The organism is Vibrio sp. TRT 17S01 (assembly GCF_050113695.1).
Taxonomy (GTDB): Bacteria; Pseudomonadota; Gammaproteobacteria; order Enterobacterales; family Vibrionaceae; genus Vibrio.
This window is the reverse complement of sequence record NZ_JBNJOG010000020.1, coordinates 1-14,098: the sequence shown is the minus strand read 5'-3', so window position 1 is coordinate 14,098 and position 14,098 is coordinate 1. Positions and strand designations below refer to the sequence as shown.

Sequence of the window (14,098 nt, the reverse complement as noted above, 5' to 3'; positions counted from 1 at the left end):
TGATGATCCCTAAAATAGGCCAGAGTCAGTTTCAATTTTTTTCGATATTTCTTCCGGGTCCACCGTGCCTTGTACCAGTAGTTGCTTGGCATTTTGCTCCATGGTCTGCATGCCATGTGCGGCACCCGTTTGAATAATGGAATACATCTGGGCCACTTTATCTTCACGAATCAAGTTTCGAATAGCAGGGGTTGCCATCATGATCTCATGACACGCTACTCGCCCTCCGCCTAAGCGTTTTAATAGTTTCTGAGCAATAACCGCACGCAATGACTCTGACAACATTGAACGTACCATGTCTTTATCACTGCCAGGGAACACATCAATAATACGGTCAATGGTTTTTGCTGCCGAGCTGGTGTGCAAGGTACCAAAAACTAAGTGGCCGGTTTCTGCTGCCGTTAACGCCAGGCTGATGGTTTCTTGGTCACGCAGCTCGCCGACTAAAATCACGTCTGGATCTTCACGCAACGCGCTACGCAGTGCATTTTTAAAGCTGTAAGTATCTCGATGTACTTCCCTTTGGTTAATCAAGCATTTGTTATTGGTATGCACAAATTCAATCGGGTCTTCGATGGTCAGAATGTGCTTGTTGTGATTACGGTTAATGTAATCCACCATGGCGGCAAGCGTGGTCGACTTACCAGAGCCAGTCGGTCCGGTGACCAACACCAACCCTTTTTCCATATTGGCAATCTTTTCAAATACAGGCGGGGTTTCAAGCTGCTCTAGCGTGGGAATATCGGTTGGAATGGTACGAAACACCGCTGCACAACCACGCGATTGGTTGAACGCATTAACACGAAAACGGCCAACATTGGGTAACTCAAACGAAAAATCGACTTCCAGTTTCTCTTCAAATTCACTACGCTGAGCGTCATTCATGATCTCAAAAACCAATTTATGTACATCAGCATGGCTAAAAGCGGGCACACCAAGCTTTCTTACTTCACCATCTATACGTACCATTGGAGATACGCCAGCAGAAAGGTGTAGATCTGAAGCTTTATGCTTTACACTAAAATCCAGTAATTCCGCGATATCCATTTAAAATCCTTAAGTAAAGTTCGCTATGAGTAGTATTCAACAAAACATTGAACATATCACCTCACAGATAGAAAGCGCACAACAAAAGTGTGGACGCGCTCGAGGCTCTGTGCAACTTTTGGCGGTCAGCAAAACAAAGCCTGCCACTGCCATTCTAGAAGCAGCACAAGCTGGTCAAGTTGCCTTTGGTGAGAATTACGTGCAAGAAGGCGCTGATAAGGTGGCTTTTTTCCAAGAAAATCACCCGGAACTCACGCTTGAATGGCACTTTATTGGCCCAATTCAATCCAATAAATCTCGCCACGTTGCGGAAAACTTTGCCTGGGTCCATACCGTGGATCGCGGTAAGATCGCCCAGCGGCTAAACGATCAAAGACCGGATGGCATGCCACCCATTCAGGTGTTAATCCAAGTAAATACGAGTGCTGAAGACTCTAAATCTGGCATCAACGAAAGTGAAATCTTTGCCTTAGCAGAGTTGATTTCTTCACTGCCAAACCTCACTTTAAGAGGATTGATGTCAATTCCGGCCAATGTCACTGATTACTCATCACAACTGGCCGCTTTCAAGCAACTGGCGGCAGTAAAACAAGCGCTTGTTGAACGCTTCCCTGAGCTCACGTTGGATACGCTATCCATGGGAATGAGTGGTGATATGGAAGCCGCCATTGAAGCAGGAAGCACAATGGTACGCATCGGAACTGCAATATTTGGCGCACGAGACTACAGCAGTAAAAAATAATTAGATTGAGGAAGTTAACACCATGGAACACAAGAAAATCACATTTATCGGCGCTGGCAATATGGCGCGCTCTATCATTGCAGGATTAACCAGTAGTGGCTATCCAGCAAAATTGATTACTGCGACCGACCCAAATCAAGAGCAACGTGATTTTCTTGCCAAGCAGTATGGTATTTGTACCGATGCCGATAACCGAGCAGCAGCAAAAGAAGCGGATGTTATTGTGTTAGCAGTAAAGCCTCAATTAATGGAAGTCGTTGCGTCAGGCATGCAAGACATCGACTATACCAATAAGTTAGTGATTTCTATCGCGGCAGGTATTAATGCAACACGCCTTAATGATATGTTTGCCAGCCAGCTCAATATTGTCCGAGTCATGCCAAACACACCGGCACTTGTTGGCAAGGGCATGAGTGGCCTATTTGCACCACAGCACGTTAGCGACAGTGATAAATCGTTTGCCGCTGACCTGATGATGGCAGTAGGTAAAGTCTGCTGGGTTGAACAAGAGTCTGGGATCAACAACGTAATTGCCGCAGCCGGGAGTGCACCTGCTTACTTCTTCCTATTTATGGAAGCCATGCAAGCGGAAGCCATTGCACAGGGATTTGACCAAGCGACCGCGCGTCTGCTTGTGGAGCAATCCGCACTCGGCGCTGCCGAAATGGTGGTAGCCAACCAAGACACCGAATTATCAACGCTGCGCGAACAAGTGACATCAAAAGGTGGCACGACAGCAGAAGCGCTACGCACTTTTAATGAACATCAGCTGACAGAGATTGTCTCTAAAGCAATGCAAGCCGCCGTTGCGCGTGCTGAAGAAATGGAAAAACAGTTTTAACTAAAGCATGGCACTGTGCCATCTGTTACCGATAAGGGTTATTTATGAACTCAATGAGCTTTCTCATTTCCACCCTATTTGATCTCTACATTATGGTGGTGATCTTGCGCATTTGGCTCCAAGCAGCCCGCGCCGATTTCTACAATCCATTCTCCCAATTTATCGTCAAGGCGACCCAACCTGTCATTGGCCCACTACGCCGAGTGATCCCATCAATAGGTAGTCTTGATCTTTCAACCGTACTCTTTGCCTACGTGTTATGTGTACTCAAATTTGTCGCCCTACTTTTGATTGCATCAGGTGGCTCAATGTCATTCAGCGCTGAATTCTTATTCTGGGGCTTCTTATCGTTGATCAAAGCGGCTGGCGGCTTGCTATTCTGGGTTCTGCTTATCCGTGCGATCCTAAGTTGGGTTAGCCAAGGTCGCAGCCCAATTGAGTATGTATTCCACCAACTAACAGAACCGATGTTGGCACCAATTCGACGCGTTATCCCAGCAATGGGTGGCTTCGATTTAAGCGTATTAGTGTTATTTATTGCGCTTCAGTTTGCCAACTTCTTGATGGGTGATGTTATTGGCCCTATCTGGTATCAGCTATAATGTCATTGGCCGCTTGGAAGGATGGCGAGGACATTGTGCTTAAGCTCTATATCCAACCGAAAGCAAGCCGCGATAAAATCGTAGGCTTGCACGGTGAAGAGCTAAAAATTGCTATCACAGCACCACCCGTCGATGGTAAAGCAAATGGCCATTTGACGAAGTATCTCGCCAAGCAGTTCAAAGTAGCAAAAGGATTGGTCGACATTGAAAAAGGAGAGTTGGGGCGTCATAAGCAAGTCCGAATTCACTCTCCGGGACAAATTCCCACAGAAATTGAAGCCATCTTATGATGGCTTTTTGTTTATCGGTGTAATTAAACTGGGATGTATATTATGAGTAAATGGATCACATTGGCACTTGTTTGCCTATTTGCCCTACCCACTTGGGCAGGACAATACAAAACGTTGAAAGATGTTGAAGTGCACTATTCCGCATTCAACTCCACTTTCTTAACCCCACAAGTAGCACGTAATTACAAGCTAAAGCGCAGTGGTTATTCTGCCATTCTCAACATTAGCGTGCTTGATAACAGCCAAGTAGGTAAACCAGCAATTGATGCACAAATTTCTGGAACGGCGAAAAACTTAATTGGTACACTTCGCGAACTCTCTTTCAGAAAAGTGGAAGAAGGCGAAGCGATTTATTACCTTGCCGAATTCCCTATTACCAACGAAGAAAACCTGACTTTTGACCTCGATATTGACGCGGGACTCAAAGGAGCAGGCAAAATGAAATTCAGTCAAAAATTCTATGTGGAAGAATGATCTTCCCACCCACCATTTGAGATTTAATCATGAGCAAAATTGTATTAGCGACCGGAAACCAAGGTAAAGTCCGTGAAATGGCTGACCTATTATCCGACTTTGGTTTTGATGTATTGGCACAAAGTGAGTTCGCCGTCTCCGAAGTTGCTGAAACCGGAACAACCTTTATTGAAAATGCCATCATTAAAGCCCGTCATGCTACCAAGGAAACCGGACTGCCAGCAATCGCTGACGACTCAGGTTTGGAAGTCGATTATCTCAAAGGCGCACCTGGCATTTACTCAGCACGCTACGCAGGTGAAGATGCAACAGACCAACAGAACCTAGAAAAACTGCTCGACGCGATGAAAGACGTTCCCGAAGAGAAACGTAGTGCACGCTTTCACTGTGTTCTTGTGCTGATGCGCCATGAAAACGACCCAACACCGCTGGTATGCCACGGTCAATGGGAAGGTCGCATCCTCACAGAAGCACACGGTGAAAATGGCTTTGGTTACGATCCTGTCTTTTTTGTGCCTGAAGATAATTGCGCTTCAGCGGAATTAGAACCAACACGTAAAAAGCAGCTTTCTCATCGTGGTAAGGCACTGAAAAAACTGTTTGCTGCGTTATCAGAACAGCAGTAATGGCCAGCTTAATTCCCCCGGCACTGAGTCTTTATGTACACATCCCATGGTGTGTACAAAAATGTCCATATTGCGACTTTAACTCTCACGCACTTAAAGCCGACATTCCTGAAGATGAGTATATAAATGCTCTCTTGGAAGATCTTGATTGTGACATTGAGAAATACCATCTGAATGATGCACCACGGCCACTGCATTCCATTTTTATTGGAGGCGGGACACCAAGCTTAATTTCAGCGCAAGGTATTGCACGCCTTCTTTCTGGTATTGAAGCGCGAATTCCGTTTAAACAGGGCATCGAGATCACGATGGAAGCTAACCCCGGAACCGTCGAAGCAGAACGCTTCAAAGGCTACCAACAAGCGGGCGTGACTCGAATTTCCATTGGAGTGCAGAGTTTTGAGCAACAGAAGCTCGAACGGCTTGGACGGATTCACGGGCAAGATGAAGCCATTAACGCAGCGCAATTAGCCCATCAAATCGGCCTCACCAGCTTCAATTTGGACTTGATGCATGGCTTACCCGATCAAAGTATTAAGCAAGCATTGGTTGACCTAGACAAAGCGATAGAGCTCGCACCTCCGCATTTGTCGTGGTATCAATTGACGATTGAGCCGAATACCATGTTCTACTATAAAACGCCGACACTGCCAGATGACGACGATTTATGGGACATTTTCGAACTGGGACATCAAAAGCTCAGTGAGGCGGGTTATGTGCAGTATGAGATTTCAGGCTACAGCAAGCCGGGATATCAATGCCAACACAACTTAAATTACTGGCGCTTTGGCGATTATTTAGGAATTGGCTGCGGCTCACATGGCAAACTCAGCTTTCATGACGGTCGGATTATCCGAACCACTAAAGTAAAGCATCCAAGAGGTTATTTGGCTGCATACCAAAATATGGTCAAACCATACCTTCACACTGAAACGCAAGTGGCAGCAGAAGATCGCCCGTTTGAGTTCTTTATGAATCGCTTTCGTTTGATGGAAGCCTGTCCAAAGCAAGACTTTATCGACACTACTGGCCTTGGTTTTGAAGCAATACAAGACACCATCGACTGGGCTGTCGATATGGGTTATCTCGACGACGGTGATAGCCACTGGCAAATTACTGAAAAAGGTAAACTATTCCTAAATGACTTGTTAGAAGCCTTTATGGCAGACGAATAACACAATTTGAGAGCAGCAGTAGTCTGGCCTACGCGATTCTACTGCTCAACCTATAAACGTGATGCTTCTCGTTCTTTTAAATTCATTCATTTCATAAATCTTTCAATCTTTATTAATATCAGCACCTTAACTGCTGTAGCATATAGAAAGTATCATGAAAAACATCAAATTGTGGCTTGCCGCCTTCTCTGTCGTCATCCTGTCTGGGTGCGTAACTCCTATTTCCCTTGAAGAACAAACTCCAAACCCAAATATTTCTCATGAGGATAAGGTCGTCATTTCGGTACTTGATAACCGAACTCGCCTCATCGAGGATGAAAAAACCAATACTTATGTTGGCACCGTTCATGGAACCTTTGGTATCCCAATGGATTGGCATGTATCCCAAATACTCGCAACTCAAGATAGTGATAAAGACAAGAATCTTGCCCAATTTATTGAGCATCGCTTAGTTACAGGTTTTACAGAAAGTGGATGGGACGCTGTAGAGGCAGGGGTCACATCAATCAATTCACCAGAAGAAGCTAAAGCACTGCTTGAATCTCAACAAGCCGACAAACTTCTAGTGATCAATATTAAGGAATGGTATTTCAGCATTAACTTAAACTGGGTAACGGCATTTAATTTTGATACTGATTCATTGGTTACAGTCTACGAGTTAACTGAAGGGAAATTAATAGAAAAGCAATTTAAAGGCCGAGATGTTATCGAAGAGAAAGCTGATGAATCACCACAGAATAACGTACTACGTGCCTACCGTGACCAGTTAGTTGAGATCGTAACCGACCCTGAAATTCAGGGCGCACTGGAAAAGTAAGCCATATAAAAAGCCGCATGATGCGGCTTTTTTTGATTAAAAAATCGAACGTCCTATTCGCTCAGAGAGCAGCTCCAGAGCTTTAGTTCCGGCCAAAGAGTTGCCTGATTGATCCAGCTCTGGCGACCAAACTGCAATCGTCATCTCTCCCGGCACAATGGCAATGATGCCACCACCTACACCGGATTTACCCGGCATACCAACACGATAGGCAAATTCACCCGCACCATCATACAAACCACATGTCGCTAACAGCGCATTTAGCTGCTTAGTCTGCATGGGTGTGATAACAGGTTTTCCTGTGTGAACTGACGTGCCCTTATTTGCTAAGTAACTAAATGTTTTAGCCAAGTCGATACAATTCATTTTTAATGCACAGGCATGAAAGTAATTGTTAAGTACAGGGATCACGTCATTTTCAAAGTTACCAAATGAACGCATCAGATAAGCAATCGCGGCATTGCGATCACTGTGCATCATTTCAGAAGCAGCGACCACTTTGTCATAGCAGATGTGGGTATCGCCTGATAACTGGCGCACAAACTCTAATAAGCGCTGACGCGGTGCAGAAAGGCGGCTGTTGAGCAAATCAGCCACAACAATCGCACCGGCATTGATAAACGGGTTACGCGGGATCCCCTGCTCCATTTCCAGCTGGATTAGCGAGTTAAATGCCTGACCTGAAGGCTCTTTCCCCACCCGTTTCCAGATCTCTTCTGGCTTATATAGACACATTGCCAGAGTTAGGCTCAGAGCCTTAGAGATCGATTGAATCGAAAAGGTTTCCTCAGCATCTCCTGCTGTGATCACTTCACCTTCATTGGTAAATACCGCAATACCTAATTTGTTAGCAGGAACGCGAGCAAGGGCTGGAATGTAGTCTGCAACTTTACCTTGCCCAATATAGGGGCGGACCTCGTGCAGGATCTCAGCTAAAATTTGTGGTGTAGGTTTCATTTATCACCTATTTAATCAAAGGCTTATTATTTTTCTTGTAGGGTCAAAAAAGCCAACATCATCAATGTTGGCTTTTTTGTATCTTGTCGCTAAGTTGCGCTGTTTAGCGATATCGCACTATTTTACGCGCTTAAACTTAATATCCCAAACACCGTGACCTAAACGGTGGCCACGCGCTTCAAATTTTGTCAAAGGACGCTCTTCTGGGCGAGGAATGAAATCCCCTTCTGTGGCGATATTTTCATAGCCAGGCGCTTGATTCATGATTTCAATCATATGCTCTGCATAGTTTTCCCAGTCAGTTGCCATATGGAAGATACCTTCACCAACGGTCAGCTTCTGGCGTACCATCTCAGCAAACTCCAGCTGAACGATACGGCGCTTATGGTGACGCTTCTTATGCCAAGGGTCAGGGAAGAACAGTTGCAGTGTTGCAAGGCTGCTATCTGGGATCATATTAGCAAACACTTCAACCGCATCGTGACACATAACACGTAGGTTAGTAATGCCTGCATCACGAGCATCAGATAGACATGCGCCAACACCCGGGCTATGAACTTCGATACCAATAAAGTTTTTCTCAGGTGCGTTCTTTGCCATTTCAACCAAAGATGCGCCCATACCAAAACCAATTTCTAGAACCACTGGGTTATCGTTACCAAACACTTCTTTCCAATCAAGTAGCTTCTCTTGGTAATCAATTCCCATTGTTGGCCAGCAATCTTTCATTGCAGCTTCCTGACCTTTGGTCAAACGGCCTTCACGACGTACAAAACTACGTACTTTGCGGATCAGTTTGCCGTCTTCGTTGTATTCATTCGTGGTCACTTCACTCATTGATTTTGCCTGTCTAAAAATTGCTCTTGTCACAAAGGGATTGTGATTATCCAAAGAATTGCCACTGGTGCAAGTTTTTTAACGGAAATCGACCAGAATATACCCTTACTCTTTATCGGTTGTACTTTATACACTTTCTGTGGTGCAATTTTACCTCACAAATAATAGAACATAGAGCAAGTCGTGACTCCTTTTGCCTCCGCTATTTTGCAATGGTATGACGCCTACGGGCGAAAAGATCTGCCATGGCAACAAAACAAAACTGCTTACAGTGTTTGGCTGTCTGAAATCATGCTGCAACAAACGCAAGTTGCTACCGTAATTCCATACTATCAACGCTTTTTGCAGCGCTTTCCAACTGTGATTGATCTCGCGAATGCCGATCAAGATGAAGTGCTACACCTATGGACCGGTCTCGGTTACTACGCCCGTGCGCGAAATCTTCACAAAGCAGCGCAAATGGTTGCGACTCAATATCAAGGTGAATTCCCGTTAGATATTGAACGGATGAACGCGCTACCTGGTATTGGACGCTCTACCGCCGCAGCAGTGCTCTCTTCCGTACACAAACAGCCACATGCGATATTAGATGGCAATGTCAAACGCACGCTTTCTCGCGCGTTTGCTGTCACAGGCTGGTCAGGGCAAAAGAAAGTCGAAAACCAGTTATGGCAACTTGCAGAAACCCACACGCCAGAAACCGATGTTGATAAATACAATCAGGCGATGATGGATATGGGCGCAATGGTTTGTACTCGAAGCAAACCAAAATGCACCTTGTGTCCTGTTGAATCATTTTGTGAAGCTCAGAAACAAGGAAACCCACTGGATTACCCTGGGAAAAAGCCGAAAAAAGACAAACCCATCAAACAAACTCGCTTTGTGATGCTTCATCAAAACAATGAAGTCTGGTTAGAACAGCGGCCACAAACCGGGATCTGGGGGGGATTATTTTGCTTCCCACAAACTGAGCATGCTGATATCGAGAATGATATAGAACATCTGTTAGAACAACGAGGTATCCGTGCTGACGCAATTAACAAACAACAGACGCTGATTACTTTCCGCCATACTTTCAGCCATTATCATCTCGATATCACACCAATTCTGGTTGATCTGTCAAAGCAACCTGACGTGATAATGGAAGGAAGCAAAGGTCTTTGGTATAACTTATCGCAACCGGAAGAGATAGGTTTAGCTGCACCAGTAAAACAATTACTGGAAAGCTTACCTTTCGAACTTCACAGCTAATGATTTCAAGGAGTCACTATGAGCCGCACTGTATTTTGTGCTCGACTACAAAAAGACGCTGAAGGATTGGACTTTCAGCTATACCCAGGAGAATTGGGCAAACGTATCTTTGACAGTATTTCTAAAGAAGCGTGGACGCAGTGGCAACACAAACAAACCATGCTGATCAACGAGAAGAAACTCAACATGATGGATCCTGAGCATCGTAAGCTTCTTGAAACAGAAATGGTGAACTTCTTATTTGAAGGGAAAGAGGTTCATATCGAAGGCTATACACCGCCAAGTGAGTAACCACTTTCACAATGACAAATGACATCACAGCCTTGCTTTGATGTCATTTTTTATCCCAAGTTATACGTTTATTCAGAGTCCAATAACAAGATGAAAAAGCTGGCTTATTTCTTTGCAGCCCTCATATTAACAGGTTGTAGCCGTGAATTTATTGAAGGCATGTATGACATCAATTACGAGCCAACCAACCGCTTTGCTAAAAATCTTGCCGAATTACCAGGGCAATTTGAAAAAGACACCGCGGCACTGGATGCTTTGATCAGTAGTTTTTCTGGCAACATTGAAAAACGTTGGGGTAGAAAAGAAATTAAAGTTGCCGGTAAAAGCAACTACGTAAAATACATCGACAATTATCTTAGCCGCTCAGAAGTCAATTTCTCTGCCGGTACCATCACGATTGAAACCGTTTCACCAACGGATCCTAAAGCTCACTTGAAAAAAGCGATAGTCACCACCCTTCTCACGCCAGATGATCCTGCAAATGTTGACCTGTTTTCTTCAAAAAGCATCAAACTTGAAGGCCGTCCGTTTTTGTATCAACAAGTCGTCGACCACGAAAACAAAGCCATTCAATGGTCTTGGCGAGCCAATCGCTTTGCTGACTACCTTATTGCTCACCAACTCAAAGTAAAAAACGTTGATTTCAAGAAAGCATACTATGTTGAAATTCCAATGGTGGAAGATCAAATCCAGATCCGAAGCTACCAATATGCTGATATAGTTCAGCGGGCATCACGTAAGTATGGAATTCCTGAAGATCTGATCTACGCCATCATCAAAACCGAAAGTAGCTTTAACCCCTATGCGGTAAGTTGGGCCAATGCATACGGCTTAATGCAAGTGGTTCCTAAAACAGCTGGAAGAGACGTATTTAAACTGGTGAAAAAGCGCTCCGGTCAGCCATCACCTGAATACTTATTTAACCCGGAAAACAATATTGATACTGGCACAGCTTATTTCTATATTCTGAAAAACCGTTATTTGAAAGAGGTACGCCACCCTACATCTCTCGAGTACAGCATGATATCTGCCTATAACGGCGGTACCGGCGGCGTACTGAACACCTTTAACCGTGGTGATAGAAAACGGGCAATGCGCGATCTCAACTCATTACAGCCAAATCAAGTTTATTGGGCACTAACCAAGAAGCACCCAAATGCTGAAGCGCGTCGTTATCTGGAAAAAGTTACAAAATTCAAAAAGGATTTTAACTCTGGTAAAACCTAACCGACAAAAATGCCTAAATTATCGGCACTCAACCACTTTTTTGAATTTTTTTCTAAAAACAAGTTGACGCCGAGAGCGAAAATCCGTTTAATAGCGCTCCGTTGCCCGGATAGCTCAGTCGGTAGAGCAGAGGATTGAAAATCCTCGTGTCGGTGGTTCGATTCCGCCTCCGGGCACCACAATTTATTAGTTGTTGGTGCTTAGCACGAACAATGTAAAAGAATAAAGTGTGCCGACTTAGCTCAGTAGGTAGAGCAACTGACTTGTAATCAGTAGGTCACCAGTTCGATTCCGGTAGTCGGCACCATTCTTTTGCCTCGATAGCTCAGTCGGTAGAGCAGAGGATTGAAAATCCTCGTGTCGGTGGTTCGATTCCGCCTCGAGGCACCATTATTTGGTGCTTATCTCGATGAGATGACACAGATAATTCCCCCTTAGTTCAGTTGGTAGAACGGCGGACTGTTAATCCGTATGTCGCAGGTTCGAGTCCCGCAGGGGGAGCCACTTTAGAGAAAACCTCATCATTTGATGAGGTTTTTTCGTATCTACAGCCCTCTAAAAAATCCAAACTTATCACTCTCGATCAAAAGCTCATTTTTCGTTTAAGCTAAAGTCCTTTCTCTAAATACTTACCTCAAACCCAATTCGAAGTCTGCGCAACCCACTTATATATTTTGATGGCTTTCTTATTAAATCACTTCAGTAACCATCTCCTTTGCTAATTTTTTCGAACTAAAAATTTAATCTCAGTCATAGTTTGAAAGTTTGTTTGTATTCTCTCCTTTAGCTATTAATTAACATGCCGATATAGCTATTTAGAGTAGCAGTACCGTAACTCCGGTCACCAAGCTGCCTGAGCCAGAGAGGACTATATGAAATTAAAAACACAAGCATATTTGCTGTCAGCCATTATCTTGGTTGCGCTATTAGCGTTGACAGCAACGGGGCTATGGACACTGCGTGTTGCTAGTAACTTAGACAACAAAGCACGCGTAACGGAACTATTCCGCAGTGCCTACAGCATACTTACGGAAGTCGAAAAGATGTCCGTCGAAGGCATATTAGGTGAAGAGGAAGCAAAGGAACTCGCCACTCGCCTATTACGCAACAATATTTACAAAGACAACGAATATGTTTATGTCGCAGATGATCAAATGACGTTTGTCGCAACGCCGTTAGATCCTCAGCTACATGGTACCAGTTTCCATGATTTCAAAGATGGTGACGGCAACAGTGTTGGCCAGCTAATTCTAGATGTGCTGGGCAACAAAACCAGCCAGATGGTTGAATACACGTGGACACAAAAGCAAGCTGATGGCTCAATTGAAGAGAAACTATCTATTGCAGAAAAAACACCTCACTGGGGTTGGGTCGTTGGTACGGGCATCGGCTTTAATGAAGTGAACGCACGTTTTTGGTCTACTGCACAATGGCAGTTGATCTTATGTCTTGTCATTGCAGGTAGTATTCTGGGCGTACTGATCATTTCCATTCGCAAAATGTTAGCGCTGCTCGGTGGTGAACCCGTTGAAGTACGCAATGCTGTTCAAGCGGTTGCGAAAGGCCAAATCCAAGCCTCATTCCAAGAACAAGCTCCTGCTGGCAGTATCTATGAAGCAGTACAGAACATGAGTAAATCGCTAGCGCAGCTTGTGACAAACTTAGATAGTTCGATGCACGCACTGCGTGATGAGCTTTCTCATGTTGAGCAACGTGCCGGTAGCATTGCTAACCTAACAGATTCACAGCAGCAATCGACTGAGATGATTGCAACCGCAATGACGGAGATGGCCTCTTCAGCCAATAACGTTGCAGAATCTGCGCGTGATACCGCAAGCAATACTGATGAAGCCGACAAACAGAGTCAGCATACCCAACATTTGATCCACAACACGGTAGAGAATATTCAAGGCTTGGCGCTTCAGCTTAATACCGCTAGCCAAGCGGTCTCAGATCTTGATAGCGATGTAAACAACATCGTAAAAGTTCTAGATGTGATTGGTGATATCGCAGAGCAAACTAACCTACTCGCCCTCAACGCAGCGATTGAAGCAGCACGAGCAGGTGAACAAGGCCGTGGTTTTGCAGTGGTAGCAGATGAAGTTCGTAATCTTGCAGGACGCACGCAAGACAGCACTAAAGAGATCCAACAGATGATCAATAATCTGCAAGAAGGCTCTCGCAATGCGATTCAAACCATGGAAATTTGTGCTGAAACCAGTCAAAGCACCGTAACTGAATCTCAAAGTGCTTCAGAAGCACTACAGCAGATTGTGGTTGCCTTAGAATCAATCAGCCAAATGAGCCACCAAATTGCTACGGCAGCGGCCGAGCAAACTCAAGTGAGTGATGATATTTCCCAACGTATTAACACGATCGAAGAGAGTGGTAATCAGTTAAGTGCAGTCGTTACCGAGAGTCACAACAGTACACAAACACTGACAGGCTTAGCGAATGAACTAGAAAACTGGGTCAGCAAGTTTACTGTTAAACAATAAACGTTCATCAAACGAAGAAAAGCACGCATCTTTGTGTGCTTTTTTATTCACTGAGGCTATTTTTTTCTACTACAGCCCCTTAACTTATCCTGCTAGCTTGCGCACTTCCTCTCCTAAATGGGCAAAAACAGCCCATTAAGTATAGAAAAGCAACAAACGATATTTTTTTTGCAATTTAATGTTGACCTCAAACGCGAAAAGCCGTTTAATACGTCTCGTTGCCCGGATAGCTCAGTCGGTAGAGCAGAGGATTGAAAATCCTCGTGTCGGTGGTTCGATTCCGCCTCCGGGCACCACAATTTATTAGTTGTTGGTGCTTAGCACGAACAATGTAAAAGAATAAAGTGTGCCGACTTAGCTCAGTAGGTAGAGCAACTGACTTGTAATCAGTAGGTCACCAGTTCGATTCCGGTAGTCGGCACC

General features: G+C 44.6%; 15 protein-coding genes and 6 tRNA genes. 18 read left to right on the top strand and 3 right to left on the bottom strand.

Annotation, left to right across the window (positions count from 1 at the left end):
• Window positions 1-9: 9 nt before the first annotated feature.
• Window positions 10-1,047 (bottom strand): type IV pilus twitching motility protein PilT, encoded by a 1,038-nt coding sequence (locus tag ACQEXS_RS20295; RefSeq protein ID WP_427015009.1) that lies wholly within the window; start codon window positions 1,045-1,047, stop codon window positions 10-12.
• A gap of 25 nt (window positions 1,048-1,072) precedes the next feature.
• Here ACQEXS_RS20295 and ACQEXS_RS20290 point away from each other — a divergent pair, with 25 nt between their 5' ends.
• The 8 genes from ACQEXS_RS20290 (at window position 1,073) to ACQEXS_RS20255 (ending at window position 6,614) form a co-directional block, all read left to right on the top strand.
• On the top strand, window positions 1,073-1,789 hold the full coding sequence (locus ACQEXS_RS20290; RefSeq protein WP_427015008.1) for a YggS family pyridoxal phosphate-dependent enzyme: 717 nt from the start codon (window positions 1,073-1,075) through the stop codon (window positions 1,787-1,789).
• A gap of 22 nt (window positions 1,790-1,811) precedes the next feature.
• The gene (proC, locus tag ACQEXS_RS20285) at window positions 1,812-2,630 is read left to right on the top strand and encodes a pyrroline-5-carboxylate reductase (RefSeq protein ID WP_427015007.1); all 819 of its coding nucleotides are present in this window, start codon (window positions 1,812-1,814) and stop codon (window positions 2,628-2,630) included.
• Between the two features lie 44 nt (window positions 2,631-2,674).
• A complete protein-coding gene (locus tag ACQEXS_RS20280; RefSeq protein ID WP_427015006.1) occupies window positions 2,675-3,232 on the top strand; it encodes a YggT family protein in 558 nt (185 codons plus the stop codon).
• Complete coding sequence (gene yggU / locus ACQEXS_RS20275) at window positions 3,232-3,522, top strand: DUF167 family protein YggU (protein WP_367987385.1); 291 nt, start codon at window positions 3,232-3,234, stop codon at window positions 3,520-3,522. Before ACQEXS_RS20280 ends, yggU begins: the two co-directional genes overlap by 1 nt.
• Before the next feature lie 42 nt (window positions 3,523-3,564).
• Window positions 3,565-3,996, top strand: a complete 432-nt coding sequence (locus tag ACQEXS_RS20270; RefSeq protein WP_427015005.1) for a DUF4426 domain-containing protein — start codon at window positions 3,565-3,567, stop codon at window positions 3,994-3,996.
• 29 nt (window positions 3,997-4,025) lie between these two features.
• Window positions 4,026-4,622 (top strand): XTP/dITP diphosphatase, encoded by a 597-nt coding sequence (locus ACQEXS_RS20265; protein ID WP_427015004.1) that lies wholly within the window; start codon window positions 4,026-4,028, stop codon window positions 4,620-4,622.
• Entirely contained in the window at window positions 4,622-5,797 is a 1,176-nt protein-coding gene (gene hemW, locus ACQEXS_RS20260; protein ID WP_427015003.1) for a radical SAM family heme chaperone HemW, read from the top strand. The genes ACQEXS_RS20265 and hemW overlap by 1 nt, the downstream gene beginning before the upstream one ends.
• Window positions 5,798-5,951: 154 nt before the next feature.
• On the top strand, window positions 5,952-6,614 hold the full coding sequence (locus tag ACQEXS_RS20255) for a hypothetical protein (RefSeq protein WP_427015002.1): 663 nt from the start codon (window positions 5,952-5,954) through the stop codon (window positions 6,612-6,614).
• Window positions 6,615-6,650: 36 nt separating this feature from the next.
• Here ACQEXS_RS20255 and glsB read toward each other — a convergent pair whose 3' ends face one another.
• The gene (gene glsB, locus ACQEXS_RS20250; protein WP_367987390.1) at window positions 6,651-7,571 is read right to left on the bottom strand and encodes a glutaminase B; all 921 of its coding nucleotides are present in this window, start codon (window positions 7,569-7,571) and stop codon (window positions 6,651-6,653) included.
• A gap of 117 nt (window positions 7,572-7,688) precedes the next feature.
• The gene (gene trmB, locus ACQEXS_RS20245) at window positions 7,689-8,408 is read right to left on the bottom strand and encodes a tRNA (guanosine(46)-N7)-methyltransferase TrmB (RefSeq protein ID WP_367987391.1); all 720 of its coding nucleotides are present in this window, start codon (window positions 8,406-8,408) and stop codon (window positions 7,689-7,691) included.
• A 183-nt stretch (window positions 8,409-8,591) separates the two neighbouring features.
• Here trmB and mutY point away from each other — a divergent pair, with 183 nt between their 5' ends.
• The 10 genes from mutY to ACQEXS_RS20195 all read left to right on the top strand — a co-directional run bounded on the left by mutY (window position 8,592) and on the right by ACQEXS_RS20195 (window position 14,096).
• Window positions 8,592-9,659, top strand: coding sequence for an A/G-specific adenine glycosylase (mutY, locus tag ACQEXS_RS20240; RefSeq protein ID WP_427015001.1), 1,068 nt, complete (start codon window positions 8,592-8,594; stop codon window positions 9,657-9,659).
• 18 nt (window positions 9,660-9,677) lie between these two features.
• Window positions 9,678-9,950, top strand: coding sequence for an oxidative damage protection protein (locus tag ACQEXS_RS20235; RefSeq protein WP_427015000.1), 273 nt, complete (start codon window positions 9,678-9,680; stop codon window positions 9,948-9,950).
• Between the two features lie 90 nt (window positions 9,951-10,040).
• On the top strand, window positions 10,041-11,177 hold the full coding sequence (gene mltC / locus ACQEXS_RS20230) for a membrane-bound lytic murein transglycosylase MltC (RefSeq protein ID WP_367987394.1): 1,137 nt from the start codon (window positions 10,041-10,043) through the stop codon (window positions 11,175-11,177).
• A gap of 103 nt (window positions 11,178-11,280) precedes the next feature.
• Window positions 11,281-11,356, top strand: a tRNA-Phe gene (locus tag ACQEXS_RS20225).
• Window positions 11,357-11,408: 52 nt separating this feature from the next.
• A tRNA-Thr gene (locus ACQEXS_RS20220) sits at window positions 11,409-11,484 on the top strand.
• A 7-nt stretch (window positions 11,485-11,491) separates the two neighbouring features.
• Window positions 11,492-11,567 (top strand) — tRNA-Phe (locus ACQEXS_RS20215).
• A 38-nt stretch (window positions 11,568-11,605) separates the two neighbouring features.
• A tRNA-Asn gene (locus tag ACQEXS_RS20210) sits at window positions 11,606-11,681 on the top strand.
• A gap of 368 nt (window positions 11,682-12,049) precedes the next feature.
• Complete coding sequence (locus ACQEXS_RS20205) at window positions 12,050-13,675, top strand: methyl-accepting chemotaxis protein (RefSeq protein ID WP_367987395.1); 1,626 nt, start codon at window positions 12,050-12,052, stop codon at window positions 13,673-13,675.
• Window positions 13,676-13,895: 220 nt separating this feature from the next.
• Window positions 13,896-13,971: transfer RNA gene (locus ACQEXS_RS20200), tRNA-Phe, on the top strand.
• A 52-nt stretch (window positions 13,972-14,023) separates the two neighbouring features.
• Window positions 14,024-14,096 (top strand) — tRNA-Thr (locus tag ACQEXS_RS20195).
• The last annotated feature ends 2 nt before the right edge of the window (window positions 14,097-14,098 follow it).